21 protein-coding genes are annotated in these 26071 nt (G+C 47.2%); 7 read left to right on the forward strand and 14 right to left on the reverse strand.

Features of this window, described 5'->3' with window-relative positions:
• Positions 1-118: 118 nt before the first annotated feature.
• A complete protein-coding gene (locus QMA35_RS03440; protein ID WP_281645733.1) occupies positions 119-880 on the reverse strand; it encodes a DUF2726 domain-containing protein in 762 nt (253 codons plus the stop codon).
• 281 nt (positions 881-1161) lie between these two features.
• A complete protein-coding gene (locus QMA35_RS03445; RefSeq protein WP_281645734.1) occupies positions 1162-1455 on the reverse strand; it encodes a DUF167 family protein in 294 nt (97 codons plus the stop codon).
• An 86-nt stretch (positions 1456-1541) separates the two neighbouring features.
• Here QMA35_RS03445 and QMA35_RS03450 point away from each other — a divergent pair, with 86 nt between their 5' ends.
• Positions 1542-2729: an SGNH/GDSL hydrolase family protein gene (locus QMA35_RS03450; RefSeq protein ID WP_281645735.1), complete on the forward strand. Its 1188-nt coding sequence runs from the start codon at positions 1542-1544 to the stop codon at positions 2727-2729.
• On the opposite strand, the gene QMA35_RS03455 is transcribed toward QMA35_RS03450, so the two are convergent.
• Together QMA35_RS03455 and QMA35_RS03460 are read right to left on the reverse strand one after the other, a co-directional pair.
• Positions 2726-4375, reverse strand: coding sequence for a hypothetical protein (locus tag QMA35_RS03455; RefSeq protein ID WP_281645736.1), 1650 nt, complete (start codon positions 4373-4375; stop codon positions 2726-2728). The genes QMA35_RS03450 and QMA35_RS03455 overlap by 4 nt on opposite strands.
• A gap of 57 nt (positions 4376-4432) precedes the next feature.
• Positions 4433-4597 (reverse strand): hypothetical protein, encoded by a 165-nt coding sequence (locus tag QMA35_RS03460; RefSeq protein ID WP_281645791.1) that lies wholly within the window; start codon positions 4595-4597, stop codon positions 4433-4435.
• On the opposite strand from QMA35_RS03460, the gene QMA35_RS03465 reads away from it, so the two are divergent.
• The gene (locus tag QMA35_RS03465) at positions 4526-4669 is read left to right on the forward strand and encodes a hypothetical protein (protein ID WP_281645788.1); all 144 of its coding nucleotides are present in this window, start codon (positions 4526-4528) and stop codon (positions 4667-4669) included. The genes QMA35_RS03460 and QMA35_RS03465 overlap by 72 nt on opposite strands.
• 71 nt (positions 4670-4740) lie before the next feature.
• Entirely contained in the window at positions 4741-5751 is a 1011-nt protein-coding gene (locus tag QMA35_RS03470; RefSeq protein WP_281645737.1) for a hypothetical protein, read from the forward strand.
• A gap of 260 nt (positions 5752-6011) precedes the next feature.
• On the opposite strand, the gene QMA35_RS03475 is transcribed toward QMA35_RS03470, so the two are convergent.
• Both QMA35_RS03475 and QMA35_RS03480 read right to left on the reverse strand, forming a co-directional pair.
• Positions 6012-8117, reverse strand: a complete 2106-nt coding sequence (locus QMA35_RS03475) for a DNA topoisomerase (RefSeq protein ID WP_281645738.1) — start codon at positions 8115-8117, stop codon at positions 6012-6014.
• Between the two features lie 293 nt (positions 8118-8410).
• Entirely contained in the window at positions 8411-8902 is a 492-nt protein-coding gene (locus QMA35_RS03480; RefSeq protein ID WP_281645739.1) for an Lrp/AsnC family transcriptional regulator, read from the reverse strand.
• Positions 8903-9222: 320 nt separating this feature from the next.
• On the opposite strand from QMA35_RS03480, the gene leuA reads away from it, so the two are divergent.
• From leuA to QMA35_RS03495, 3 genes are all read left to right on the forward strand, one after another.
• Positions 9223-10920: a 2-isopropylmalate synthase gene (gene leuA, locus QMA35_RS03485; RefSeq protein ID WP_281645740.1), complete on the forward strand. Its 1698-nt coding sequence runs from the start codon at positions 9223-9225 to the stop codon at positions 10918-10920.
• Positions 10921-11060: 140 nt separating this feature from the next.
• Positions 11061-11912: a hypothetical protein gene (locus QMA35_RS03490; RefSeq protein ID WP_281645741.1), complete on the forward strand. Its 852-nt coding sequence runs from the start codon at positions 11061-11063 to the stop codon at positions 11910-11912.
• A 242-nt stretch (positions 11913-12154) separates the two neighbouring features.
• The gene (locus QMA35_RS03495) at positions 12155-12772 is read left to right on the forward strand and encodes a hypothetical protein (RefSeq protein ID WP_281645742.1); all 618 of its coding nucleotides are present in this window, start codon (positions 12155-12157) and stop codon (positions 12770-12772) included.
• Here QMA35_RS03495 and QMA35_RS03500 read toward each other — a convergent pair.
• The 7 genes from QMA35_RS03500 to QMA35_RS03530 form a co-directional block, all read right to left on the reverse strand.
• On the reverse strand, positions 12762-13877 hold the full coding sequence (locus QMA35_RS03500) for a DUF1513 domain-containing protein (RefSeq protein WP_281645743.1): 1116 nt from the start codon (positions 13875-13877) through the stop codon (positions 12762-12764). The two genes, QMA35_RS03495 and QMA35_RS03500, sit on opposite strands and share 11 nt — an antisense overlap.
• A gap of 30 nt (positions 13878-13907) precedes the next feature.
• Positions 13908-15029, reverse strand: coding sequence for an imelysin family protein (locus QMA35_RS03505; RefSeq protein ID WP_281645744.1), 1122 nt, complete (start codon positions 15027-15029; stop codon positions 13908-13910).
• 35 nt (positions 15030-15064) lie between these two features.
• Positions 15065-16471 carry a di-heme oxidoredictase family protein gene (locus QMA35_RS03510; protein ID WP_281645745.1) on the reverse strand — a complete coding sequence of 469 codons (1407 nt, stop codon included), beginning with the start codon at positions 16469-16471 and terminating at the stop codon, positions 15065-15067.
• Positions 16472-16479: 8 nt separating this feature from the next.
• Positions 16480-17805 carry an imelysin family protein gene (locus QMA35_RS03515; RefSeq protein WP_281645746.1) on the reverse strand — a complete coding sequence of 442 codons (1326 nt, stop codon included), beginning with the start codon at positions 17803-17805 and terminating at the stop codon, positions 16480-16482.
• 175 nt (positions 17806-17980) lie between these two features.
• Positions 17981-19513 (reverse strand): alkaline phosphatase, encoded by a 1533-nt coding sequence (locus tag QMA35_RS03520; protein WP_281645747.1) that lies wholly within the window; start codon positions 19511-19513, stop codon positions 17981-17983.
• A gap of 145 nt (positions 19514-19658) precedes the next feature.
• Positions 19659-21380, reverse strand: coding sequence for a choice-of-anchor I family protein (locus QMA35_RS03525; RefSeq protein WP_281645748.1), 1722 nt, complete (start codon positions 21378-21380; stop codon positions 19659-19661).
• Positions 21381-21552: 172 nt separating this feature from the next.
• Complete coding sequence (locus tag QMA35_RS03530) at positions 21553-22851, reverse strand: OprD family outer membrane porin (protein WP_281645749.1); 1299 nt, start codon at positions 22849-22851, stop codon at positions 21553-21555.
• A gap of 396 nt (positions 22852-23247) precedes the next feature.
• Here QMA35_RS03530 and QMA35_RS03535 point away from each other — a divergent pair, with 396 nt between their 5' ends.
• Entirely contained in the window at positions 23248-24234 is a 987-nt protein-coding gene (locus QMA35_RS03535) for a LysR family transcriptional regulator (protein WP_281645750.1), read from the forward strand.
• A gap of 23 nt (positions 24235-24257) precedes the next feature.
• On the opposite strand, the gene QMA35_RS03540 is transcribed toward QMA35_RS03535, so the two are convergent.
• Positions 24258-26051, reverse strand: coding sequence for a sugar phosphorylase (locus tag QMA35_RS03540; protein ID WP_281645751.1), 1794 nt, complete (start codon positions 26049-26051; stop codon positions 24258-24260).
• Between the last annotated feature and the right edge of the window lie 20 nt (positions 26052-26071).

A 26071-nucleotide genomic window follows, 5' to 3' on the forward strand; every position in this document is an offset into this window, starting at 1 on the left:
CCTGCACGTGAAGGCTTTAACAACACGCTGTACAAAAAATACATTGATATAAATGAAAGGTGCAAACAGGCAATCAGGTCAACGAGAAATTGACCTGACTGTTCAGAGAAAGTGAGAGCTAGCTGGTAACCTCTTCCATCAAAATCGCGTGACGGCAGGTTGGGAATGTTTCACAGACCAAGGCTTTATGCCCGGCATGCCTACCTTTAGATATTGTGCGTGCAACCATACGTGCCCCGCACTTTTTACAGCTTCGACTCTCTGACTCTTCCGATTGTTCAACGAATTTCTCAACAGCAGAAGATTCTTCTTCCTGAGAGTCATCCTGTAGGTCGTCGCACCCACGGGAATCACCAACAACTGCACAGGTTCCCAGAACATTATTCAAGCCTGTCGCCTGATAAACATCACGGCGGAGACGGGTGACATCAAAAAAGCCACCTGTTTCGTAAACCAGAAGTGGTAATTCCACCCTTTCACAAAACTCCCGTAACTGTGAAGTTTTCTTTTCCAGATTCTCGCCTTTATCCACCAGCACAATACCGCACTTTGGCAGCATTTTTCGACGGTCGCACAGCAAAAGGTCAAAGTGGCGGTTGCGCACTTTACCAGGCAGAGGGCTCACCATACCTGAGGAACGAATCACATCAGCAATATCTACATTGCGGAACAGATTGAAGTGCTCACGCACAGCAACATCCAGCAATCCATAGATAGAGCGTGAAGGCCCATCAAACAAAGGATTCTGCAAATACATATTACTCTGAGAACGCTTACGTAACAGGTAATGGATAAGAAGCCCAAAGATACAAAGCCCGCCAATCAGAAGCAGGGGATAAACATAAAAAGGCAGTGCGCCTTCACTGACAATACCTGTCACTTTTTCTACCACTCAGAGAATACTCGCTAGACATTGTTCGGTTTGAGTGCTTCGAACGTCCGCTGTTAATGGTGTAGGGTCTATTCACTTAGAATTAAACGCAGCTGTAATAATAGATAATGTAGCGAACAGGCAATGAAATAACCATATCCCACATGCCGAAATTCATGAGACTGCAAAGACAATTACATGGTTATTCGATTCGATAGACCGCTTTCTTTAACGCCATGGTTTACAAAAAATCAATGGAGGTAAACCATACAGAAACCTGGAGCCTTAATCTATGAAGGTACAACTATACACAAACGCTCCGGAACTTTTTCAGGCTCAGAGATAGAAACTCTTTTCTCCCTGCTCAACTCACCACTGATAATAGATATATCCCGCTTGCTGACACCGAACTGTTTAGCCAGAAACTTGATCAGGTAATCATTGGCTTTGCCATCAACCGGTGGCGCTTTGATACGAATCTTCAGGCTGTCTCCGTGCAAGCCTGAGAATTCATCTTTACTGGCTCTCGGCTGCAAGTGGCAGGAGAGAATCAGGTTTTTATCCTGCCAGCGATAAAACGACATTGTCTTCCTCAAACGACTGAAATTGGAGGGTATCCAGACTGACTGCTAGGCTCACTGCCGCATTCAAAAGCCGGAGCATCCCTTACATGCTGCAGATATTAGCCAGATTAGTTATCGGAGAACAGAAAACGAACAGAGTTTCAGCACTTTTCTTGATGGCGTTCTGGCTTATAGCACAAGCATGTTTTGCCAATGAAAAGCAGAGCTCTGAACCAGTCCCTATTAAAGGCCTTGTTATTTTCGGAGACAGCCTCTCCGACAATGTGAATACCTGGCGACTCAGCCATTACTACATGGGTATGCCCGACCCTCTCAATGAGGATTACAAAACTAATTATTTTCAGGACATCTTTGCCGGGCTAGTCCCCCGGGCGGTGACGAATATCGGCCCGTCTATTGTTCCTTTCCCAACCTTTCCAGCCCCCCCCTATGACCGGGGATATTTCTCCAACGGCCCAGTTGCGGTTGAATATATTGCCCTCTATGCAGGTCTTGATCTTAACAACCTTGAGCAGTACCGGAATATGGCTTTTGGAGCCAGCTGGACAACAAACCTGTTCGACAATCTGGTGCAGTCCTGGAGTCAAAAACGATTACCCGGCTTACGATTGATGTTTCAGGGCAAGATTCTGCCACCCAGCTTTTCTGCGGTGACGGATGCATTCTTGAAACACAACCCGCAGCTTGATCCAGACGTAATCTATGCCGTGTACTTCAATGGCAATGACTATCTAAATGGTTTCAGTGACCCTGCGGTCGTTGTATCCCGCCAGTTCACCAATGTTCGCAAGCTTATCAATGCCGGTGCCCGCCATATTTTCTGGGGGCTGGTTCCTGACTATGCGATGGCTCCCTGTTTTCATAAAGGCCCCCGACGGGATGTGGTGGCACAATGGGGACATGAGCATAACAGTTATGTTCGAAAGCTTGCAGAAGGCACTGCCCACGCCTGGCCGCAAGTAAAACTGATTCTTGGAGATATTGGAGAAATTTTCCGAAATGTTGCCCACGACCTGAGCCATGAAGGTGGCGTTCTGGATCGCCCATGCGTCAATGTCTATATACCAGGCTGTGACCATGATCCGGGTATGGTTTCACTCTTTCAAACCCGGCAGGCAACGGTGTGTGACAACCCTGACAAGTATCTTTTCTGGGATCAGGTTCATGCAACAGCAAGAGTACACCGCATTGCTTCTGGCTATGTTTGCCAACAGTTGATGAATGAAGGTTATAAACTCGACTGCCCGGATTTGCAGGAATTAAAAAAGCTCTAACGACGAGCCCAGCCACTCTTAGCTTTTGAAATTTCATAAACGTTAGCCAGCCACCCCGGAGCATAGCGATTTAATATTTCCAATACTGCTTCCATTGAGTGCCTGGCCTCTGAAGTTGCATTATCAGCAGAGGGGGTAAGTGCGTTTACTAACGGAACGAAGATTCTTCCTCCAATAATATGGGGCATATAACGCAGCAAATAGTTAAGTTCGCTATTCAGTGCGAAACTTGTGGTTCGATCAAAACGATACTGCCAAAGTGGAGATTTCTGCGGGGAGCCATCCCTTAATTCTAAACCTGGCCCAGCATACGTGTCGGACCAAACCAAACGGGGAATATTGGCACCAGGCAGGCCAAAATAGAAAAAGCTGTTCTCATAACTGTCTTGCGCCCAGCTTAACGGTTTTGGCTCATGCTCATATAACCAGACCAGTGTTGAACACTCTTGAGTGTCAGTAAAGAAACTCATCTCATACTTATGCCGAACATGCATAACGCCCTGCACACATTCAGCATAGGATTCCGTATCAGCAAGTTCACTGTAACAGTTCAGGGCATCGTTAACATGCTGCAAAAACCGGGGATGTAAAATGCTGCGGAACGAAGGATCTTGGTTCTCTCTTTCAGCCCCTGCAACCAGCCTTTGTTCAAGCCACGGTAACGGGTTCTCTGAATTTTCATCTCCAACATCCAGCACAATTCGTTTCTGAAAACGATTACGGTAATCAGTAATATCAACCTGAAGCTCTGTTTCTTCTTCATGTTTACCTAGCGAAAAAATCAGGGTATCAATTCGTCCGCGATCCATGATTTTCATAAGATGATTCCACACCTGGCAACCTTCAGGTGTTTTCTCATGTCGCTTATTTCGAAGAACCAAAGGTATACGATGCAGCTTCAACTCAAACTTATTCTCACCCTTATCATAAAGAGTTATAAACAGCTTTTCTCGCAGACAGGGCGGAAGACTGATATCAAGGCTGTCCAACATTTTCTTGGCTCGCTTTTTCCAAAGATTTCTTACCGCCCATTTGGAAACTAATGCGAAACCTGCCAGAGGGGTGTGATAGCTATAGAAGCGATTAGAATGAAAACGACTCTCTACGCCACCAATCAGCTTGGCAGCCATATACAGATACCCAGAAGACTTTCCGTTATAAAAAGCATTCCTGCTTTGTCGATACAACATCGACACAATGGCCAGAACAGTCATATTATGTGAAACGGATCGAATGCGCGGAGAAATCTCTCCATGGGCCACTGCAATAATTCGCAAGTAAGAATACAAAACCACCATACCGGAGGCTGGTAAAAGCCCACCGTATATAAAATTCGGCCCTGTTGTGCTCTTGAAATCGTCAGACTGCAGCCTTTCAAAAAAAACAATGCGATCTCCATATCGCATAAAGGTTCCATTCTTGTTCGATGCCCAATCCGGTAGAGCCCCCTGCCCTGCCGTGCCATCAATTTCTATATTATGTCTAATCTGGATTGGCGCTTCGGGCTCTGGAGGAAACAGTTCCCGATCGGGTGAACCTCCCACAGCCAGACAGCTCTGAGCCAATGTAAAAAGACTCAGAGCAATCAATAAGATGCTTTTGAGAGGCACAGTGCCGACTTCAACCATAGCTTGGTCTGCATTCAAAACGTCTCGTGCAATATAGTCAGCAGGGAAAGCACCATGGTTTTGTTTTGTTAAGCCTTAGATAATCTCTGTAGCAACAGGTTGCTGATAGTTATTATCCGACTTTTTAAGGGCATTCTTATTCTGGTCGATGAACTGGCTGGCTGCTTTATGAAGTTCTACGAGTTCTGCCCCGTCAATAAAGACGACGTTGCGACCGATGTGAAGAACAGCCGTCTGCAACTATGCGCCCTGACTGCCCGCTCCCTCCATCTGCACACAATCCCCCCCTATCCTTATTGTTGGTATTGCTAACTGATCTTTACGGCTATGCATTGTCTAACCCTCGTTCACTAAACGGATAACTCCACAGGAGGGATAGACTCATGCAAACACCCGTTCTCACAAACACTCAACCGTTTCCACAAACCTCACCCCAACAACCAACGGGTGCAAAAATCGAAACAGGCCAATTCGCAGGACTGAGCACACATCAGATACAACCTGAAAGCCAACTCGGTGAACTGAACACTCCACACCAGGTTGAGTGCAAACTCCGTGGCGGTGGTAAAGAAAGAACAGTTGATGAAATGACACCTGAAGAACTTGGCCGGGAAATTTTAGCCCAGCTCAACCCCCAGTATCTCAAGGTCTTTCACTCTCAGTCGAACTGGGAAACACTCCTGGACAAGTGTATTGATCACGTCACAAACCAATATCATTTAGAAATATCTTCTTCCCTGGTTGCCACACTTAAAGAAACCATAAGAAATAGGGCTTCTGTTGGCCTGATTCGTTCTCACCTCACCGCTATATTGCTGTCTTCCTCGGGAGAAAATTACCAAAAATGTAATGCGGCCATGCATATAGGCCTTCGCTTATGCGTAGAATGGAATTGTGCAAGAATCGACGAAGCTATAGATCGATGCGACAAAGCTGCAGATTATTCTAATTCCTGTATATCCGGCTTGAATGCACTGCTCGCTGCATGTATAGAGAATATGCGCCCTTCCGGAACGTTTTATCCTGGTGGACGGGAAAATGTTCAGAAAAAACTCATTCAGCTTCAACAGGCGTTGCAGGATACCAGCGCACATTTCGCCAGCACGTCCAAGAATAGGGGTGAACAGGGAACGTCTCTGGATAGTATCCCATGGGTAACAGCCGATAAGTCATCCCTACCAGCCAATGTTCAAAACCAGCTTGCAGCTGAGTTTATACCTCAGCTTTTGGCAGCCACTGAAGAGCATCAGGACAATGTTTTGCAACGGTTGGAGGAGAGGGCTGCCGTGATGTTTGAAAATCTCGAACGGTGCAAAGCCCTGCAGGATGAGCGCTACCGAATGCGTTTCAGAACATGTCGGGAGCAGGCTGCCGAAACGACACGCTTCAATTAAATATTTCCAATAAGAAGTGACATTTAAGCAAAACGGAGGCCGTCAGAACCCCTTCCAACGGAGCCAACACCAATGTCTTCGCTTCGCCGGGGTAAGCATCTGTGCATTCCCTTCTCGGCGCAAACCATAAATCACCCGAAATGCCAGACCAGATGGGCTGTATCAATGGCAATATTTTTCCGGCGTATAAAGATCAGACACTTTTCGATATGGCGTTTTGCTTTGTCTGGCAGCCTGCTTGGCAGTTGTCGGCATCAGCATCAACTTCCACGTGGCGCATTGCCAAACACAGCTCCGTGGCGCTGCTGGAGTTCACGCAAATACTCTTCCAGCCTGTCCAGCTGGCGGCCGACAAATTTATCCCGCTGCTCACAAGCTGTTATATCTTCACTGCGTAATTCGCTGATGCGATTCAGCCAGTCTTCCCATACTGCTGTGGTTTCCACCTGCACCAGCCACGGTGGCAAATCATCCACCAGCGCCTCACCTTTTGGTGTACTTTCCAAACGTCCGCCTTTTCTTTCTACAAACTCTCTAGCCAATAGAGTTTCCAAAATGCTGGAACGGGTAGCTGGAGTGCCTATGCCGGCACTGTCCCGAAGTAGTTTCCTTAACTGCGGATCACGAACAAAACGGCCAACAGATTTCATCGCCTTAATGAGTGTACGATCCGTAAACCACGCAGGAGGTCTGGTTGTTCGGGTTAACAAACGTACTTCCTGAAGTGGCGAGGGCATATGTTTCTGCACAGGTATTGGCTGAACCAGTGATACTTCATCTTGGGATTTCTTGTCTTTCGGAAAAGCCTGTTGCCAGCCGGGGTCAAGTACGACGTTTAATGTTGTGGTGAAACGACTGTGACTGTTACCCAATAAATCTTCTGCAGGAACGGCAATAGTCAACTTCTGCTCACGTATTTGAGCGGCTGGCCACATCGCCTGAACATAACGACGGGCAACAATCTCGTAAGCCTGCTGCTCATGTCGGGCCATCCGTTCCAGATGAGCAGCTTTGCGGGTTGGAATTATTCCATAGTGCTCCATGGGTTTAGTGGTGAAACACGAAGGTCTGAACGGTGCATATCCAGTATCCTGCCCGTTGTGTATATCTCTGACTCGCCCCGCAGCCATTTCCAGAGAAGGGAGACGAGACAGGTGTTCCAACACCGGATTTCGTTCATTGGGCTCATACAACGAAACCGGTAGTTCCGCATGTTCTGTTCGGGGATAAGTTACTAACCCATCGTTGTACAGCTTTTCAAGGACCTGTTGTGCCTTGGATGCTGTTAGACCTGCTGCCTTGTGCATCTCAGCCTGAAACTCGGCAAGGTCACAAGGCATGGGTGGCTGACGTTTTAAATCACGGGTTTTGCTACCCACAACAATCGCCTGACTAGCGACTAATAAAAGCCTGTCCCGGAAGTTATTCACTTCCTGCTCACCCACAAATAACGGTGTATCCAAAGGTTCTGGAGAACCTTCTCTGACGATTTTCCTGGAGGGTTCCCACTCCACACCGACGGGCATGGATTCAATAATCTCTGCTGTGACTGGCGGATTGTAACGGGCAGAGATAATCTGCCCTGCCAGATCAAATAACCCATCAATTAAAAAATGGTCTTTAGGAACAAAGCTCCGAATCTCCCGACAACGTTGTACCACAAGAGAAAGTGTTGGTGTTTGTACACGACCAACTGAGACTACAGACTTACGCCCAGAGCCCTGTCCAAGATGGTTACCCATTTTTCCGTGGCGGGCATAACAGGTGAGTGCACGAACAACGAATTGGTAAGCCCAGTCTGATCTGGCCCGCGCTTCCGATGCACGAAACCAGGATTTCATTTCCTCTCCACTTTTCAGGCGATTAAAGGTTTTGCGAACTGCTGTTTTATCCAACCCATCCACCAACCAGGCATGGCGAACAGCCCCACGAAAGCGACAATGTTCCAATAAGTGCCAGGCTATGGCGGTTCCTTCCCGATCCGGGTCGGTACTGACAATCACTTCTCCCGCACCTTTCAGGTGCTGGCGAATAACCTTCAAATATTGTGTTGGCGATTTGCCTTTTCGGCCTTTCTGGGGCTGGGATACCCGAAGATCAAAACTTCTTGGAATAGGCAGAAGCGTGGCAGGATTACTCCAGCTAGCATCAGGCTTTAATTCCTGTGGCTCCATCAATTCAAGCAAGTGACCGGATGCCCAAACAATAGTTACCGGCTTACCGTTCAGCTTGCCAACGCCGGAATCACCCTGAATGCGCCACCCCATAGCTTCTGCGATTTGCCGGGCCTGATCCCGCTTTTCAGCCAACACGACAACAGGTTTGCCATTTCCCTGCGACTGTTTTCCTGTATTGGTGCTCGCCATAAATTCACTGCGGACACGCCGCCAAAGACCTGTATAAATTAACAGTCTTCTAAATTAATCTATTTTTGCAGATAAGGCCAAACTCTTAACTTAAAGAAGCTTATCGGTCTCAAATCATTAACAGCCTTTTAGAAGTATTGGCTTCAAGTAACGGAGTGTATTTCTGTCCTGATCTCTCGCCAAGCTGGTCTATGATTGTCTCGCCCGTTCAAGCAGTACAGGCAACGCGGCTATCAACTACCTGAAAAAAGGATGGAGCTGGATGTTTAGCTCGTAATCAGTCTGCAGAAATCTCAATGCTTTGGTTTTTCCAGATGCTTAAGTGGCAGCTCAGTTCTGCTGATTGGAGCACGCAGTACAAAACTGGAATGGGCACCGGTTACACCTTCCAGCGGTGTAATTTTGTTAAGCAGGAATTCCTGGTAGTACTCCATATCCGGCACCATCACTTTTAACATGTAATCTGCTGCCTGCCCGGTGATGAGGTGACATTCCACAACCTCAGGATAATCTCGCACATGGTTTTCAAAATTGGCGAACCGTTCTGGGGTGTGACGATCCATACTGATATGGATAAAGGCGGTGAGTTTGAGCCCTAAAGCACCTGGAGTTAACCGGGTAACGTGATCCTGAATAATCCCGCTTTCCTCCAAAGCCTTAACCCTGCGCAAACAGGGGGATGGAGACAGCCCGATGCGGTCAGCCAGCTCCTGATTGGTTATACGGGCATTCTTCTGGAGTTCTTCCAATATTCGAAGATCATATCGATCAAAGTTAACACTCATTGCAGTACCAGCCACACAATTAAAATTATATTTCAACATGGAATAAATTTAAGCCATATTATTGCCCAAAAAGGCACAATTGGCACCATATTAGCAATCATTCACCTCTTTATTTTATCTACTATATACCCGTCGCCAAAAGTGACTCCCCGCAAGATCCGGGAAGAACCTGACCACCACAAGTGCGATGGTTAGATAGCAGCCTTACCGAGGCCGCAAAAAACAGCCCAAAAGGTTGGAGAGAACACAAAATACTGAGAAGGCTGGTCAAGAATGGCCAGCCTTTCTACTTTCAGGGGGCAAGACAAAGAGGGGCAACTATGGCCAATACAGAAATACAGGGATCATCCCAAAAGACATTCAATCACAACAAATACCGGGCTTTCCCTCCAGTAAAGAAAGCAAACCGCCGCTGGCCCGATAACACCATAGAAACAGCCCCCCTATGGTGCAGTGTTGACCTCCGTGATGGCAACCAGGCTCTGATTGAGCCTATGTCCGTAGAACAAAAATGTCGTTTATTTCAACTACTTGTTGAGATTGGTTTTAAAGAGATTGAAGTTGGTTTCCCTGCAGCATCCGGCCCGGACTTTGATTTTGTTCGCAAACTGATAAACGACAAGATGATTCCCGATGATGTCACCATCCAGGTGCTGACTCAGGCTCGTGAGCATTTAATCACCCGTACTTATGAAGCTTTAAGCGGCTGCCGCCGTGCGGTTGTTCATGTGTACAACTCCACCTCAACTGTCCAGCGTGAACAGGTATTCCAGCGTGACCGAGCCGGTATTATTAAAATTGCCGAAGAAGGTGCACGCTTGGTGGCCGAAGAAGCGAAAAAGCATCCGGATACAGAGTGGGTGTTCCAATATTCTCCGGAAAGCTTTACTGGCACCGAGCTGGATTTCGCCGTTGATGTTTGCAATACCGTTTTGAATGTGTGGCAGCCAACCCAGGAAAAGCCGGTTATTTTGAATCTTCCTGCCACTGTGGAAATGTCTACTCCCAATATCTTTGCCGACCAGATTGAATGGTTCCTCGACAATATCAATAACCGTGAATCGGTGATCTGCAGTGTTCACACCCATAACGACCGTGGCTGTGCTGTTGCTGCCGCAGAATTAGCAGTAATGGCAGGAGCTGACCGGGTAGAAGGCACTCTGTTTGGTAATGGTGAACGCACCGGTAATATGGACATCATTACTATGGCAATGAACCTTTATAGCCAGGGTGTTGACCCAACTCTGGACTTGTCCCGTTCCGATGATGTGATTCGTGTGTACACCGAAACCACTAATCTTCCCGTTCACCCCCGCCACCCCTGGTTTGGTGAACTGGTTTATACCGCATTCTCCGGTAGCCATCAGGATGCCATTCGCAAGTGTCTGCATCGTCGCAAAGAGAATGAGCCTTGGGAGGTTGCATACCTACCAATAGACCCTGCGGATATTGGTCGCGACTATCAGGAAGTTATTCGCATAAACAGCCAATCCGGAAAGGGTGGGGTTGCGTTTGTTCTGGAGCAGGAAAAAGGTCTACAGGCACCTCGCTGGATGCAGATAGCGCTTTCCGCTGCGGTTCAGGCTGAAGCTGAGAATAATGCGGCGGAGATTTCTGGTGATCAAATCTGGCAGATTTTCCAGAAGCGTTTTATGGCTAAGGAAGGTGGCTGGAGTATCGGTAATTATCGACTGGAACATTCCAATCTGGAAGATACCGTTGAAGTTGAACTCCATTGCCAGACCGACACCATCACCATAAACAGGAGTGGTAAAGGTCCTCTGGACGCCTTCTCAAATGGTTTGGAAAAGCTGGGAATACACCTCGATATTCTCGATTACAGCGAGCATGCTCTCGACAATGGCTCTGATGCTCGTGCGGTCAGCTATGTACACGCCAGTATTAATGGTCAACGTTACTGCGGTGTGGGCATAGATCGGGATATTGTTCTTGCCTCCCTGAAAGCGATGCTTGCAGCCGCCAATCAGGCTTTAAAAACTGATCAAGCTATAGCCTGATAGCTCTCTCCTGCCAAATGCTGCCCTGTAACACAGGGCAGCTTGCCGCCAGAATGGTGATTCATTATCTGGGGCTATAGGGTCTTCGAATGCCGTGATAAACTGCAGTGAAAAGAGACAGATGTAAATTAATAATAAAAATGATCCAACGTATTTCTGCTTTCTGTTTTATAACAACCGTAATGATGCTGACAGGGTGTGCCACACCTCTTGATCATACTAACCTCGTTAGTCAGATATCCCAGCAGATACACGCTCGCCCGGAAGTTATATCCACCAGCCATTTTGCTTTGCAGACGTTTCAGGTTATGCCCGGCACAAGCCAAACATTACGGGTATATATTGAAGGCGACGGTAAAGCCTGGGCACGACGTTCGCGCCCTTCCATGGACCCGACGCCAGAGAGTCGTCTGGTTCTGAATTTATTGGCATCTGACCCGGCAACCGACAAAGCCTATATAGCCCGCCCCTGCCAGTTTTTTATGAATAGTTTATGCAATATCAGTGTTTGGACTGACCTGCGATTCAGTACCGAAGCCATTGATTCTGTGAATGAGGTTTTAAGCACTCTGAAAGCTCGCGGCAATTACAAGAAGATAGAATTAATTGGATTTTCCGGAGGAGCAGCCATTGCTCTTATTGCCGCCACCAAACGCAGGGATATTACATCCATCCGAACAGTCGCAGGCAATCTGGATCCGGCTTATATCAACAAGATGCACAATGTCTCTTTTCTGCCCAAAGCCCTCAGCCCGGTAAAGTTCACCCGTGAGCTGGATGATATTCCCCAGTTGCACTTTTCCGGTTCCGATGACTCCATTGTTCCTCCGATTGTTTATACCGCTTATCGCACCTGGTTTGGTAAGCAGGATTGTATAGCGGGGAAAACGATTCCGGGAGCCACTCACCACAAAGGCTGGGAAGATACCTGGCAATCTTTACTGAATGAGCCACTTCCAGTTTGTGTTTCACTCCCTCCCCCTCTGAAATAACAGGCAAGCCTGATATTCCTGAACTACCTTTTCTGGCGATATGAAAAGAGGGCAGTTTGAGAATGCACTACTTGAGAATAAATGGCAGGGGAAATCTCTCAAGGTTAACGGCTTATCTTTGCTTCACTGGCACATTCATTCTCAGCATATTCAGTCACTCCGCTTGCGGGGAAGGGTTTCGGTTATTTGACAGCAACTGGTCGCCGGTCTCAGTCAATAAAACAGAACTTGGGTGGCAACATGTGTATCTATGTCACGGATGCAAACTCACACCTTCCTTATCCATTACTACATCACAGGGAACTATTTCCAATGAACCTTTAATATCTGAGTTCAAACGGGTTTACCGGGATGTATCCACTGAGCCTGATCTTATTCAAGGGCATCAGCGTTTTCATAGAATTCGGGCATCTGACCCAGTAACAGAGGGAAGTCCCCAGAGAGTTACTTATTTGATAACACGCTATGTCTCGCCAGATACAGGGAAATGGCATTATGTTCAGGTGTTTATTGAAGCCTCGCTTCAGGAAGATGCTCTTGCAGCAGAGCAAAAGTGGCTTGATCTTTTAACCAACGCCTATGTTCAGTCCAACACTCTTGAGCTATACGAAGATAACCACTCAGTTCATATAGATATTGCCCAACCAAAAACATCTCTTATTAATAGCCTTGTTGAAAAACTTGGCACCAATAAAATTATTGCGGGAGGCGCTCTGGTCTCCACTACGGCAATTGTAGTTTTTGGCGTTCGTGTCAGCCTGGGAGCGATGGGTGTTAGGGGTCCTTGCGGGGGAAATATAGCAACCTGCAAATGTACAGATGTAATGCAGGCAACACTGGGAGTTCCGCCTATCCATTAGTGGTACTAGACGCCATATGATTATCCCAGTTGGTATCCGGATACCGAAGGCGAGACGCTTCCTTCATGTCATATCCTTCATAGGAGTAAGTAATTAATTCACCACCACCATTGCTTACTGTAACTTGATTAGAGCCGGTTAATGCAGCACCAGCCACATCCGAAACATGGAAGCTGGCAATCTGGCGGCGAGCATTCATATTCCAGAACACTACCCGATTTCCTCTGGGCGTTGTTGTGACTGCAATCTGACTGCCCGGCAGACAAACAACACTGGCAATGTACTGAGACAACCCCAGCCACTGATCATCTTCAGCCACCATGGGTTGAATAGCTTCACCCCGACGATGTAAAGCTACCAGAGGTTGGATATCTGTTTTATCCCCTTGATACTGCATCCCGATAACAGCGGTTCCATCGTCAGCAACATCAAGATGGCGAATGCTTAACTGATGATGCCCAAAGCTTCTTTCTTCCAGCAATTCACCAGTATGTCTGTTGATATAACTGAGCTTTGGAGTCATCGACTCTAGGTTCAGCTTTTTACGGGGTTGGTCCGGATGGGTCAGAATGCCTCCGTTTGCCACAACCAGCGTTTCACCATCGGGATGCAGGCGCAACTCATGACAACCAATCCCGCGGGAAGAAAATTCATCAATCCGACTCCAGTCACTGACTTGGTAGCCCCCGATAACGCCTTCACCCTTTTGGTAATTGTTTTCTGTCGTATACAGAAAGTTGCCATCAGGGCTGAAAACACCATGTCCGAAAAAATGTCTGTTTGGCGCTGCTTCAAGGGTGCGGCTTAAAGACTGATCCTCCAGATCAACAATATACATTCGCCGCCCTGGCCTACGGTCATGGCATACAGCTATTCGTCCAGAAGGATGCAGGCTCAACCCATGAGCACGGCCAGGAATATTCAGAATACGCTGCTGAACAGTTTCCGGAGAAAAGATGCGGATTGAATACTGCCCTTTTCGATCTCGAGCCACACTCAATAGTGGTGATACATTCTGGGAAAATGAACAACCAGCAAGCGAACCTGCTGCAATAGCAGCTCCGCTCATTAATAACTGGGAAAGGAATTCTCTACGCGACAACATACTGCTTTAACCGATTTTTCTGACTGTTGATCAGTCACCATCATTGGAATTAAAACCGAGAGGGATACCCAGTTTATCCGGCACTTGACTACCAACAAGGTTTTTCAGATTAGTGAGACTATCAATAAGCTGAGCTATCTTTTCCCGCTTGTCGCTGTCTTTAACAGACTCTGTAAGTGTGGTGTTTTTCAGGGTTTCACTATTCACTATGCTTTCTGCATTATGGAATGCAGTTTTTACTTCTTTTGCAATTGCTCGACCTTCGTCATCAACGCCGGAAAGTCGATCATCCAGCCCGTATTCTTCTCCAGCTAAATACAACTGGTAAGAAGATGACAATGTTGTTCTCAAATGGTCCAGTGACGTCTGGCTTCTCCAGGACTCTGCCAAGTAAGCATTACCGCTTTGGGCATCATCCTTGCCGTAAGGCATTTTCAGCTTGCGAATAGATGTTTCCAGAGAAGCATAGAGGCTGCTCACCAGTAGTCCGCTAACCTGATATAACTCTTCAGCACCTTCATACCCCTGCTGAGCCATTGCTTTTAACTCTTCAGGGTAACGCTGCTCCCCTTCCTGCCAACCACGACTAAGTCGTTTAGCATTGCGTTGCATATCACCAATAACCGCCAACAGATACTGACAACGCACAGGTTCGCCAGCTAGTGAGGACACTTCAGAATCAAACACCAGATATTCAACACCACCCAACCCACGCGCAACAACACTGGCCTTGGCGATATTGGCATCAGTCCACTGTTTCTTACCTTTGTTCGCTATCTCCACAGCCGATTCTATTTTTTTGCGAATCAGGTTTTTACGGTCTGGCCAGAACTGGAACTTCCAGGCCATGCTGCCGAGAGTCACTGGCCCAAAGTTGATAATACTTGCTGCCTGCCAGCTTCCCATAGCCGCTTTCCAGCTCTCCTGCACTTCCACTAAACCGAAGGAAGAAGGAGATTTGCAATAACTTTCTGCGTGATCACTTAACAGGCTGAGGTTTTGTGAAAGACTGTCATACAGAGGTTTGACGACATTCGCCGTACTGATTGCCAGCTTAACCTCAGGCTCCTGCTCCGCAGGCTGGCAGCCAGCCAGCATCAGCATTGTCGTAATTGTTGCGGCAATTTTTTTGGGAAAGCTACAGCGAATCATTATTTGTATCTTATACATTATTTTCTAAACCCAACTTACAGGGATTCAAGGAACTGAATCAAAGCCTTTCTGTCATTGGGTGCCATAGCCACAACTTTCCCTCTGGAAGATTGCGCTTCACCGCCATGCCAGAGCACAGCTTCAAGCAGCGTTCGTGCTCTGCCATCGTGAAGGAAAGTGGCCTCTTTACTTACAGTCTGCGCTAAGCCTATTCCCCAGAGTGGAGGTGTGCGCCATTCCTGTCCATTAGCTAGAAATTCAGGACGATTATCAGCCAGTTCCTTTCCCATATCGTGAAGAAGAAGATCTGTATAAGGCCAGATTTTCTGATCTGACAGTTGCCTGGTTACAGCCTGCTCAACTGTTTTATAAGACGGTGTATGACAAGCAGTACAACCCGTTTCAGCAAACAGTTGTTTGCCCTTCAGTACTTCCGGGTTATCAACAGTACGGCGGGCAGGAACAGCCAGATGCTGGGTATAAAAGGTCACATCATCAAGAATATTATCCGACACTTCGAACTCACCGCCATCAAGAGCCTTTAAACATTTCTGTTGAGCTTCGGTGCAGTCGTCACGGAATAATGTGGAAGTAAGCCCCATATCACCAGCAAAAGCTCCGGCATTCTGTTGCCGCAAAGATGGCTGGCCTGCTTTCCAGCCAAAGCGGCCAAGTGCCTGCTTATTTATCTTCTGATCTTTTACCCAATTAGCCCGGCCAGATATTCCATCTTGATTGCTATCGTTTTCATCAACCTGGGCAAGGATGTCTTGCTCAGAAATTGCTTCGAGCAAACCAAGACCAATCATTGGAGGTGCGACACGGGGAGACATTTCCATATCTTGCGCAAACTCTCCGTAACCGGGGTTCACTATTCGGAAAACCGGCTTGCGCAATTCTGCAGTTTCACCTCCAGCAAGGGCGACTGTTTGCAACGTGTATTCAACAGTAATCTTACCTTCCGGGGTGATTCCAGGGTTAGCAAAATCCTGCAATTGCCCGCCATAAACCGAATCTGGCAAGCCACCTTCTTTACGAATCTTCTCCCAATCCGCTTCTGTTTGTGCAGGGCGACTTAATCGAATCAATAACGAAACAGCATTGGGAGAATCTGGCATAGGCGCATGGCCACGACCATCTTTGATGTGGCAGTTCTGACAACCATTGGTATTCATCAATGGTCCGAGACCATCTCTTGCGGTTGTCGTCGCCGGAGCAGTCACCCATGGAGCTTTGAAGAAGCTGTTGCCGACTTTGAAATCCAGCTGTTCGGAAAAGCCGAGATTGGCAGCAGGAAGCGAATAAGCATTGCGACTCTGGTCGTACACTGTTGTGCCGCCGCCAGATAAAGCTTCACCGGGCTCAGGACCTGACGGTACAGATGTATCACTACAGCCAGCCAGTGCAACCGCACCAGCCAGCAAGATCACTTTTTTGTTCATGTGTTCTTTTAGTTAAAGGTATGATCAGCAGTATCCGGGCTCAGGTTACCAACACCTACAGCACGTGCCAGCTCTTCAATTCCAGAAGTTTCTGCAACCAGAGCACTGATGGCGTTTTTAACGATCATATTACCCTGTTCATTATCGGCAGCAATCATCTGGTCAAAGGCGACACCGTTATTGGCTGAGTCAACCATAGCCTGAAGTGCCTTTTCGCTGTTACCAAACAAGGCTTCAACTTTTAAAGCGGCTTCAGCATTCTGAGCGGCCAACATATCCTTCAGGGAAGGACCAGAAATCACTTCACCGGTAGATTGAGCAAAAGAGCCCGTGAACACATTCTGAATGCCTTTGGCATTGTAGTAATGGGAGTTATGAGTGTTATCACTGAAGCAGTCGTGTTCGTCTTCTGTAGAACCTGCTTCCAGAGCAACCTTCATACGCTCACCCGCCAGTTCACCAAGGGCAAGACTACCCATACCGAACAGCATACGACGCAGAGCTTCTTTTTCTTCCAGTGCCGCGAACTCAGCACGATAGTTATCGGCAACACCTTCTTTCCACTGATCAACCATGTAGGTCAGGTCGTTAATCAGCAAGTCTGCAGCAGTCAGCAGGTATTCCCCGCGACGCTCACAGTTACCGTTTGTGCATGCCTCACCTTTTGCATAATCAGAAGCTGCACGCTGACCAGCACCAGGGTTAGTGCCATTCAAATCCTGCCCCCACAGCAAGAACTCAACAGCATGGTAACCAGTGGCAACATTAGCTTCGCTACCGGCCAGTTCATTCAGGCTGGCCAGCAAATCTGGAGTCAGTACATTCAGGTCAAGAGTTTCGCTACCCAGCTGCAAGGAGGAGCTAGCAATAATGTTGGCTTTGGCACCTTCGTTGCCCAACTCACTGTCGTAGCTGCTGGAATCAACATAATCTATTAAACCTTCATCCAGCGGCCATGCATTCAACTGACCTTCCCAATCATCTACAACTGGATTACCAAAACGGAAAACTTCACTCTGCTGATAAGGAACACGGGCAGCTAACCAGGCTTCTTTGGCAGCTTCCAGGTTTTCATCAGTGGGCGTTTCAACCAGAGTTTTCAGTGCAATACGCAGTGCTTCAGCCGTTTTCAGAGAGTCGGCAAAAGTCGCGTGGGCGATATCGGCATAATGGTTAATAACAGAGGATGCAGCAACGGCAGAAGATGCCTGTGCAACGGTGGCTTCTGATGGTTGAGCTTGTTCAGTTGCAGCCTGTGTATCATCATCTTGACTACAGCCAGCAATAAAACCTGCAGCCGCAACAGCGATCAGCGTTTTGCGAAAGCCTCCCATAAATCCCCCGAATAGAATGCAATTGTTGTGTAATGTTGTATTTAGATTCGAGGATTATAATGAGAATGATTTTCATTACAATAAGTAGCAATCAATTGTCACACTTTTTGTAGGGTCTAAAAAGAAAAGGCTCTGCACACTGCAGAGCCTTATTGATTAGAGCAATCTCAGCTGGTTATCTCCACCAGCCCCACTGCCACTTACCATGGTTTTTTCTAGCTTTGGCGTAGTTCATAACATGGTAGATATAGCTTTGCTCATGAGTCTTTCTGAACAGATGCGCACCAGGACCATCTGCATAGATAGCCACCTCTTCACCGGAATGAGTTTCTGACCCCATAGGGATCAGTGAAGGCTGACGGAAATCCAGAGCTTGCGTGTCCATACTGCTCAGGTCTACACGGCGCGGACCATCTACCCCCATAGTGCCAGGGCCATTGGCATACCCCAGAGTTGTGTAAGGCATATCATCGGAGGCCAGAAGTGGTTGATCATCACCATTTTTGGCCAAGCCAAGAATAGGGTTACCTCGCTTGGGGTAGCCGGACATTGTCATTACATGACCATGGTCTGCAGTTACAATGATCAGCGTATCTTTGGATCTGGTTTTCTCCCGAGCTACTTTCACCGCATCAGACAGGGCAATAGCATCACGCAGCGCACGTTGTGCATTGCCACCATGGTGAGCGTGGTCCACCCGGCCGGCTTCCACAGTCAGGAAAAAGCCTTTCCGATTCTTTTTCAGAATATCGATGGCCTTACCAGTCATCTTTGCCAGTGAAGGCTCACCGCCCGTATCATTCAAACGGTCAGCTTCATATTCCATATGAGAACGCTCAAACAAGCCAAGAAGGTGATCTGTGGTGTATGTATTCACGTTATCCAAATCTGCTTCGTTCCATACATAGGCAGAGTTTTTGCGATCTGCCCACTCGGCTGTCAGGTCACGACCATCTTCACGCTCACCAGTTTTTCCGGCATCTTCCGGATCATCCATTGTGTTAGGAATAAAGTTACGGCGACCACCACCCAAGGCAACTTCAATACCATCACCATAGGGGAAATCGATTAACTGACTGGCAATATCTGTACAACCACCCGCAAGAGCTTCTTCCGGCATTTTGCTGTCCACTTCCCAACCTCTCTCTGGAGAGTGCGCGTAAGCTGCGGCTGGCGTTGCATGGGTCAGGCGAGCCGTTGAAACAACACCTGTAGACATGCCAACTTGTTCTGCCTGCTCAAGAAAACTGGTCAGCTCGTTGCCAAACATGCTGCTGCAGTCACCACGTTCAGCATTCTGGTTCACACCAATAAAACCGATTTTGGTTTTTACCCCAGTCATCATGGCAGTCATAGTGCCAGCAGAATCCGGAACCTGAGAGTTGGTGTTATAGGTTTTTGCCAGCCCGAGATAAGGCATCTTTTCAAACTCGAGCAGGTTTTCTTCACCGTTACTACCATTAAGCTGACCCGCATAAATTCGGGCCGCCGTTACGGTAGAGATCCCCATACCATCCCCAACAAACAAGATGATGTTTTTCGCTTTTCGCAGACTGGGAATAGTTCTCAGCATATCCTGCAGGTCATCCTGACCTTGCTGATACCAGCCATTCGGAGTGTCTTCATAGGCTCGAACAGACACAGAAGACGCGGATAAAATTGAACCGATTAGAGCACCTGTAAAGACAGGTAGAATTTTGTTTTTCATAACCTTCCCTGATAACAGTCGTTTTAACCTGTTCAGATAATCGGCTACAAAAATGAACAGACTGTTTAAGGTAGATGAAAGTTTTGTGGCACTTAAAAGAAAAACGACAGAAGCTGTTATTCTTCTGTCGCTTTTTACTCAAACGTTAATCGACTTCGTAAACAGTTGTTGTTCCAGACACTTCATGACCAACAATAAGCAGAGCTCTACCGGTTGGGCTTTCTGATGCATCAACAAATGCCATGCCTTCCGGAGACAAGTCTCCTGCATTTGCCGTATCTTTTTTCGCATCAATATTAAAGTCCCGGTTATTGATATAGCGGACATACTCGGGCTGAGAAGGATTGCTTATATCGTACATAAAAATGCCGCCCGTCCGCTCCAGCCCAATGAAAGCGTAAGTTGTTCCGTCTACTTCTCCTACAGCTACAGCTTCAGGCTCTGGGCCTTTATCATCACTGCGGCTGTCACCTTTGGTTTTCTCATCGTTATTGTTGAAGTTATCACCCAACAACTCTGAAGTTATGCGCTCAAAATCTGATCCGGAATCAAAAACCAGATTACCGCTCTCATCCCAGATTGAAAACGAGCGGGCACCATAGGAATACAACTCTTCGTAATCCCCATTACCATTAAGATCGCCCATGGTTACAGTGACTTTTAAACGCCCAAGCTTTTTCTTGTCTGCTGCATCTTCAACATGAGGATGAGTTTCACTAATGGTCAGTTTGCCTACCCGCTTTTCTTCGGTAAAACCAAGGCAGCCATCTTCATCATCAAACTTTAAACCACCGGTGGCCAAACACTCAGATTCACCAGAAACCTTATACCAGTAATCTCTGGCATCACCTTCGTTCGCAGAGACTATGAAAGTTTTACCGTTCCGATCAAAAGAGGTAATTGTGTCTGGCTGGTACATACCATAAACACCAGACCATGGTTGAATATTTACAGCCTTGTCTTTATTGCTGGCATCAATAGGGGACTTCCCGTAATCCTTAAAGCCCAGAGGCTTGATAGCTTCGATCCTGGCTTCTTCAATATCCACAATAGCCAGCGCATTATTTTCCTGCAGGGAAACCCAGGCTTTGCGGGAATCTGATGACACGGTTATGTACTCAGGCTCGAGATCCTGAGCGACTGATGCATTTCGCCCAAATATGCGAACATCAGAAGACAGCTCAGAGGCGCGGCTGCCACCAACGTTAAAGTCGGTAAACCCAGCCGTTCTCACCGCAGTAGCTTTGTCTTCGACAATAGAAATGATGCTTACAGAGCCTTCTGGATCATTTTTATAGTCAGGGGATGGCTCGCCTTCGTTGGCAACCAAAGCAAAGCGACCATCCGGTGTAAAGGTCACCATATCTGGCAGTGAGCCAACAGTGACATAATCACTGAAGCGCGTATTGCCCTTCTCATCCAGCTTATAGAACGCCACCACACCCGATGCCTGCTTGTTAGCATTTTCAACAGCAACGGCCAGCAGATTACCTTTTACAGATACACTGTTGGCAGCACCAAGTTTCACGAAAGGAATATCTTTTTGTAGATCCAGAGAATTCTTTCTGGACATATTGGAATCGTGGAGAGAATTGGCAAGGGGAAGGCTTTGCAATCCGGAAGCATCAAGAATGTCTACAGTCCCGGAAGCAGAGTTCACAACAAAAACGGATTGGCTGCTGGCGTGCCAGGCAACAATTTCAGCCGCCCCTTTGTGATACTGCCCGGAAACATAACGGCCGATTGGCTTTAAATCTGCAGGAGAAGACTTTTCTGTAACCTTCTGATGTGCACTGCAACCTGCTACCAACAATGTAAGAGTCAGAGCACTGCCGGTAACAAGTTTTTTCCCGAGCGGCTGTTTCATAAGATTCCTGATAATTGTGATTGTGTCAGCAGCCTTTGTATAAAGATTTCATGAATGTTTTATGACAGGCAAAAAAAAGCCACCTGAACTTTGCAGTTCAGATGGCTATTTTTGTTGTTATTTTTCAAAGCATTTCTTGGTTCTTATGTAACCCTCCCCTCTCTGGAGATGGTTAGAATACAGAAACAGAATACTTCAGGTACAGACGGTTGGAACGGTCACGGTTCTTCAGGTTGTCATCTGAATCAGTTTTGTTCACACCATCAGCATTAGAGGTCACGTGCAGCCATGCTACAGACAGGCCTTCCAGCTGACCGTCGAACTTGTAGGAAACGTAGCTGCTGAATTCCTGACGACCAAAGTTGTCGTAGTTCTTAGCGTCTTTGCCTTCAGCGTACACCATGTCGATGTTCAGGCCAGACAGACCAAGATCAGCAAAGTTGTAACCTGCAGTTACGACGTAAGCTCTTTCACCTTCCTTGTTGTAGTCGGACCACTGGGACAGTGTAGTGTTGAAAGTGCCAGCATTACCTTGCTCTGAATCATCAGTTTCAAAGTCACCATCGCTTACTTTGTTATAGCCAAAGCCAACGTAGGCATTGTCGAAATTCAGGGTAGCATTCGCGTTGTAGTAGCTGGACTCGTACTTGTCGTCAGTACCGTTGTACAGGTCGCCGTTGTCTTCAGCTTCACCGTAACGAACGTCAGTGTCCAGGGTCATGCCATTGCCAAGATCAAAGGTGTAAGCGGCCTTTACGAAGTTTTTGGCAAGATAATCTTTTGATTCCAGGCGCTCTGCTGTGAAGTCAATACCAGCAATAGTGTAGTTAGCGCCAAGAATGCGGATGTGATCAACCTTATCTTGGCTGATGAGCGCATTGGTGTTCTCGTCACGCTTCGTGTTCACAGTGAGATCATTGGAGAATGAAGAATCTTCACGGCTACTGGCACCAGTAATTTGAGATGCATAAACAGTCAGATCTTTATAGGCTGCGGAAACATCAACACCATTAGAGCTTGCATTCAGAATACGAGAACCAGAGTTTCCATATAGTTCATAGCCACGCTTCTTAACACCAACTGTACCCTTTAGAGCAAGCTCACCAAAGTCGTACTTAGCTTTCAGATAAGCCTGCTGAAAACCAGAAATATCTGTAGCTTCACCATCGCTGTTCTTACCCAGGTTGGTGATGGAGGTATCATCTTTGGTTTTCAGATTATTAGCGAAGCCGGCCGTAACAACTACACCAACCATGTCGTTTACGTAGCCAGTATCGAAATCAGCTACAAGAGCTTGAACCCACTCATCACGGTAGTATTTCGGGCTGGAAGCATCATCTTTCTGCTTCCAGAAATAGTTCTTGTAGGTCAGTTTCAGGCTGGGATCAAAGGTAACAGCTTCCGCGGCTTGTGCAGATGCCGAAGCGGCGGCTGCTGTGGCCACAGCAATAGCGAGCGCTAATTTTTTCATTGTTAGCTCCAGATGTGTGTAGTGTGTGCTGCACTTAAATCCGCACTAACAGCAGAAAATCAGGGGCACTGTTACTGCAGGGTCGGTGTGTAACGACCACAAATAAGCGCTGACTGATTATCGGAAGACATGAGCAACAGGGTCACGGGAATAATAACGATCACCCTATCGCTTTTTTTCATACTTCAGAGGGTTCTACCAATGTTGTTTTTAGGAAAGAATGTTTCGCCTCAAAATAGCGCGTTTACCTGATGATTTACGCTGGCAACACTCCTCAAAGCTACGCTTAAGTCGTATTTAAGAAAAGCAATCCTGTTTTCTACCGATTACTTAAGAAAAGCTTCCTCTATAACATATTTAGAAATTGTCAGCATTGCATAAAACAAGGTCCTAAATATGTCGGCAGTCCAATTGCGCCAAAACCATATGGCCCAACTTTCAAGAATAAATCTTAACCTTCTGCCACATCTAAATGTTTTGCTGGAAACAGTGTCTGTTTCTGAGTCTGCCAGAGTGATGTGTGTGGCTCAGTCCACCATGAGTAAAATCCTTGCCCAGCTTCGTGACTTTTTTCACGACCCATTATTGGTAAGAAAAGGCAATCACTCTATTCTTACCGATAAAGCTCAGTCTCTGAAATCACCCATCAAAACGTTGATGGAAAGCATGAGCACACTCTTCGATAACCAGAACGAAGATCCCAGCACCAGTACCCGGACATTCCATATTGCACTGGGGCCGCAGATGATGGACATCATCATGCCGCCACTGGTCGCTGAACTGCACAAGAAAGCTCCCGGACTCAAACTGGACTGTCGCCCTGCCAGTAGTGCTGTTCAGGAAATGTTAACGGGAGGTGATCTGTGTCTTGCCATTTGTAATATGGAAGATCAGATGCTGCCCGGTCTGAAATTCCACGACTTTGCTCCAGCTTCAGAGTTATCTCTAATCATGGATAAAGATCACCCTCTCGCAAAGAAGCACGTTATCTCCAAGTCGGATATGCTGAGCTATTCCTATGTACAGGTGCGCAGCGGCTTTAACAATAGAAAGGGAATTATTGATTATTTCCAGAAGCTGGGCCTGGATAGTGAAGCCCATTATTCTTTCCCCAGCATTAAGGCAATGCTGCTGGCATTGGAAAACACAGAGTTACTGGCGTTCTTCCCTAATAATTTGCAGCTGGATGTCACCAGCAATAATCTGGTAATGCGCCCCATACAGGAACCTTCACCAAACCTGAACTTTCGTATGGCCTGGCCGGAACATTGGCAGTACAACCGTCTTCACCGCTGGTTCCGAGAGTTGGTCAGTGATGTGACCTGTCACTCCGCTAATGAGTATGCAAAAGCATCTCCCCTGCCAGCAAACTGTGGCTGCTAATACGCCTTCTTGGCAGCCAACGCCTAATAACTGAGCAGCCAAACGACCTGATAGGGCTGTAAGGTAATTTCTTTAAGTGGTTCATCTGTTTTTTTATGGATCACTTCGCCGGAAACCAGATCAACCAACGCCTCTTTGTTCGCAAATTCTTTTGAAAAGCTGGTCATATCAACGGTCTGCATACCGGTTGTCACATTATGAACAGCCAATAGAATCCGGTTGTTATCACCTCGTCGTAGAATCGAAAACAAACCATGCTGAATATCCACTATTTCCTGTGGGCTATCCGGGTGAAAGCAGACTTCCGCACGGCGAGTTCTTAACAGTTGCTTCATTTTGCCAAAAACAACGGCGGATGTTGTTGTTGGGTTATTCAACTGTTCTTTTAGTTCAGATTGTTGCCACTTCTTGCGGTTGATAGAACGGGTGCGACCGGTTTCTTCTACCAGATCAAGATCATTTTCAGTGGCAAACAAGCTGTGAATGTAAACAGCAGGAATTCCTTTCATGGCCAACATAATGGCCTGTGAGCAAATAAAGCGTTGAATTTGCCAAGTGTCCTCTCCTCGTCGGGTTCCTTTCATGGCATCAAACAACGAGATATTGATTTCATAAGGCGCCTGCGAACCATCAGGCAGTGCTCGCATACTGACAAACCCACCAAAACGGTGCATAGTTTCTACCAGATCATCCACCTCCCGTTTTGGCACAATACCTTCAAGAGCCCGCAAGCCGATACCGTCATGGGATGCGGTAAAGTTCAGGGCTGTGCAGCCTTTCGGATACTCAGGCAACTGTTTTGCCCATTTCACCAAATGTTCCGATGTTCCACGGTTTAAGGCGTGAAGAATAAGTGGTGGCAATGGGAACTGGTATACCATCTGGGCTTCATCACCATCCCCAAAATACGACAGATTCTCATCACTGGGCACATTGGTTTCTGTCAGCAGAATAGAGTCAGGGCGCATACATGACATAATCGCCCGCATGACTTTTACAACAGAATGAGTTTGCGGAAGATGTATACAGCTGGTGCCCGGTTCCTTCCATAAAAAAGCGATAGCATCCAGACGAATCAGTGATGCTCCCTGTTCCATGTAAAGAAGCAGTGTTCTGACCATCTCCAGCAACACTTCCGGGTTACGGAAGTTCAGGTCTATCTGATCCTTACTGAAAGTAGCCCAGACATGACGAATACCACGGCGAGTCCATACTGGTGCAAGCAGAGAGGAATTTCGTGGCCGAACAACCTGAGAAAGATCCTCCTCAGGTTCAGGTTCAACAAAGTAAGCGTTACCTGGTGGGTGGCCACTGACAAAATCAGCAAACCAGACACTATGTCGAGACACATGGTTGATCACCAAATCAGACATAAACCGGTACTCCCGACTTAAACGTCTAATGTCTTCCCAGTCGCCCAGCTCAGGGTCAACCATCCGGTAGTCAATCACGGAAAATCCATCGTCAGAGCTATAAGGGTAAAACGGCAAAATATGAAGGCTGCTGAAACAGTCACGCATGTGTTCTGCCATAAACTCAGACAATACACGCAAAGGCGGGGACGACGATTCCTGCATATTACACCGAACACTGTCTCCATAAGTGATCAGCATGATATCGGTTTCATCCCATATCTGGTCATGCCCGTGGGGCACCACAGCCAGATGATCACTCACCAGAGCCAGTAATTGCTCAAGCACTTCACCAGCCCGGCTTGGATAAAGATGGCGCAGAAGTGGTGTTAATGTACGGGCCAGTGCACCTTCATCGTGCGCCCGGCAAAACTCCTGATTGCACACATATGTGAAATCACCCATCGCCATAACCCTGAAATCTC

Origin of the sequence: Parendozoicomonas sp. Alg238-R29, from assembly GCF_947331445.1 — a bacterium.
Taxonomy (GTDB): Bacteria; Pseudomonadota; Gammaproteobacteria; order Pseudomonadales; family Endozoicomonadaceae; genus Sansalvadorimonas.

Coding starts and splice junctions, on each gene's coding strand:
- QMA35_RS03445 (WP_281645734.1), bottom strand. CDS start 1,455: ATGTCGTTTTATCGCTGGCAGGATAAAAACCTGATTCTCTCCTGCCAC.
- QMA35_RS03450 (WP_281645735.1), top strand. CDS start 1,542: ATGCTGCAGATATTAGCCAGATTAGTTATCGGAGAACAGAAAACGAAC.
- QMA35_RS03465 (WP_281645788.1), top strand. CDS start 4,526: ATGAAGTTCTACGAGTTCTGCCCCGTCAATAAAGACGACGTTGCGACC.
- QMA35_RS03470 (WP_281645737.1), top strand. CDS start 4,741: ATGCAAACACCCGTTCTCACAAACACTCAACCGTTTCCACAAACCTCA.
- QMA35_RS03475 (WP_281645738.1), bottom strand. CDS start 8,117: ATGGCGAGCACCAATACAGGAAAACAGTCGCAGGGAAATGGCAAACCT.
- QMA35_RS03480 (WP_281645739.1), bottom strand. CDS start 8,902: ATGAGTGTTAACTTTGATCGATATGATCTTCGAATATTGGAAGAACTC.
- leuA (WP_281645740.1), top strand. CDS start 9,223: ATGGCCAATACAGAAATACAGGGATCATCCCAAAAGACATTCAATCAC.
- QMA35_RS03490 (WP_281645741.1), top strand. CDS start 11,061: ATGATCCAACGTATTTCTGCTTTCTGTTTTATAACAACCGTAATGATG.
- QMA35_RS03500 (WP_281645743.1), bottom strand. CDS start 13,877: ATGTTGTCGCGTAGAGAATTCCTTTCCCAGTTATTAATGAGCGGAGCT.
- QMA35_RS03505 (WP_281645744.1), bottom strand. CDS start 15,029: ATGATTCGCTGTAGCTTTCCCAAAAAAATTGCCGCAACAATTACGACA.
- QMA35_RS03510 (WP_281645745.1), bottom strand. CDS start 16,471: ATGAACAAAAAAGTGATCTTGCTGGCTGGTGCGGTTGCACTGGCTGGC.
- QMA35_RS03515 (WP_281645746.1), bottom strand. CDS start 17,805: ATGGGAGGCTTTCGCAAAACGCTGATCGCTGTTGCGGCTGCAGGTTTT.
- QMA35_RS03520 (WP_281645747.1), bottom strand. CDS start 19,513: ATGAAAAACAAAATTCTACCTGTCTTTACAGGTGCTCTAATCGGTTCA.
- QMA35_RS03525 (WP_281645748.1), bottom strand. CDS start 21,380: ATGAAACAGCCGCTCGGGAAAAAACTTGTTACCGGCAGTGCTCTGACT.
- QMA35_RS03530 (WP_281645749.1), bottom strand. CDS start 22,851: ATGAAAAAATTAGCGCTCGCTATTGCTGTGGCCACAGCAGCCGCCGCT.
- QMA35_RS03535 (WP_281645750.1), top strand. CDS start 23,248: ATGTCGGCAGTCCAATTGCGCCAAAACCATATGGCCCAACTTTCAAGA.
- QMA35_RS03540 (WP_281645751.1), bottom strand. CDS start 26,051: ATGGGTGATTTCACATATGTGTGCAATCAGGAGTTTTGCCGGGCGCAC.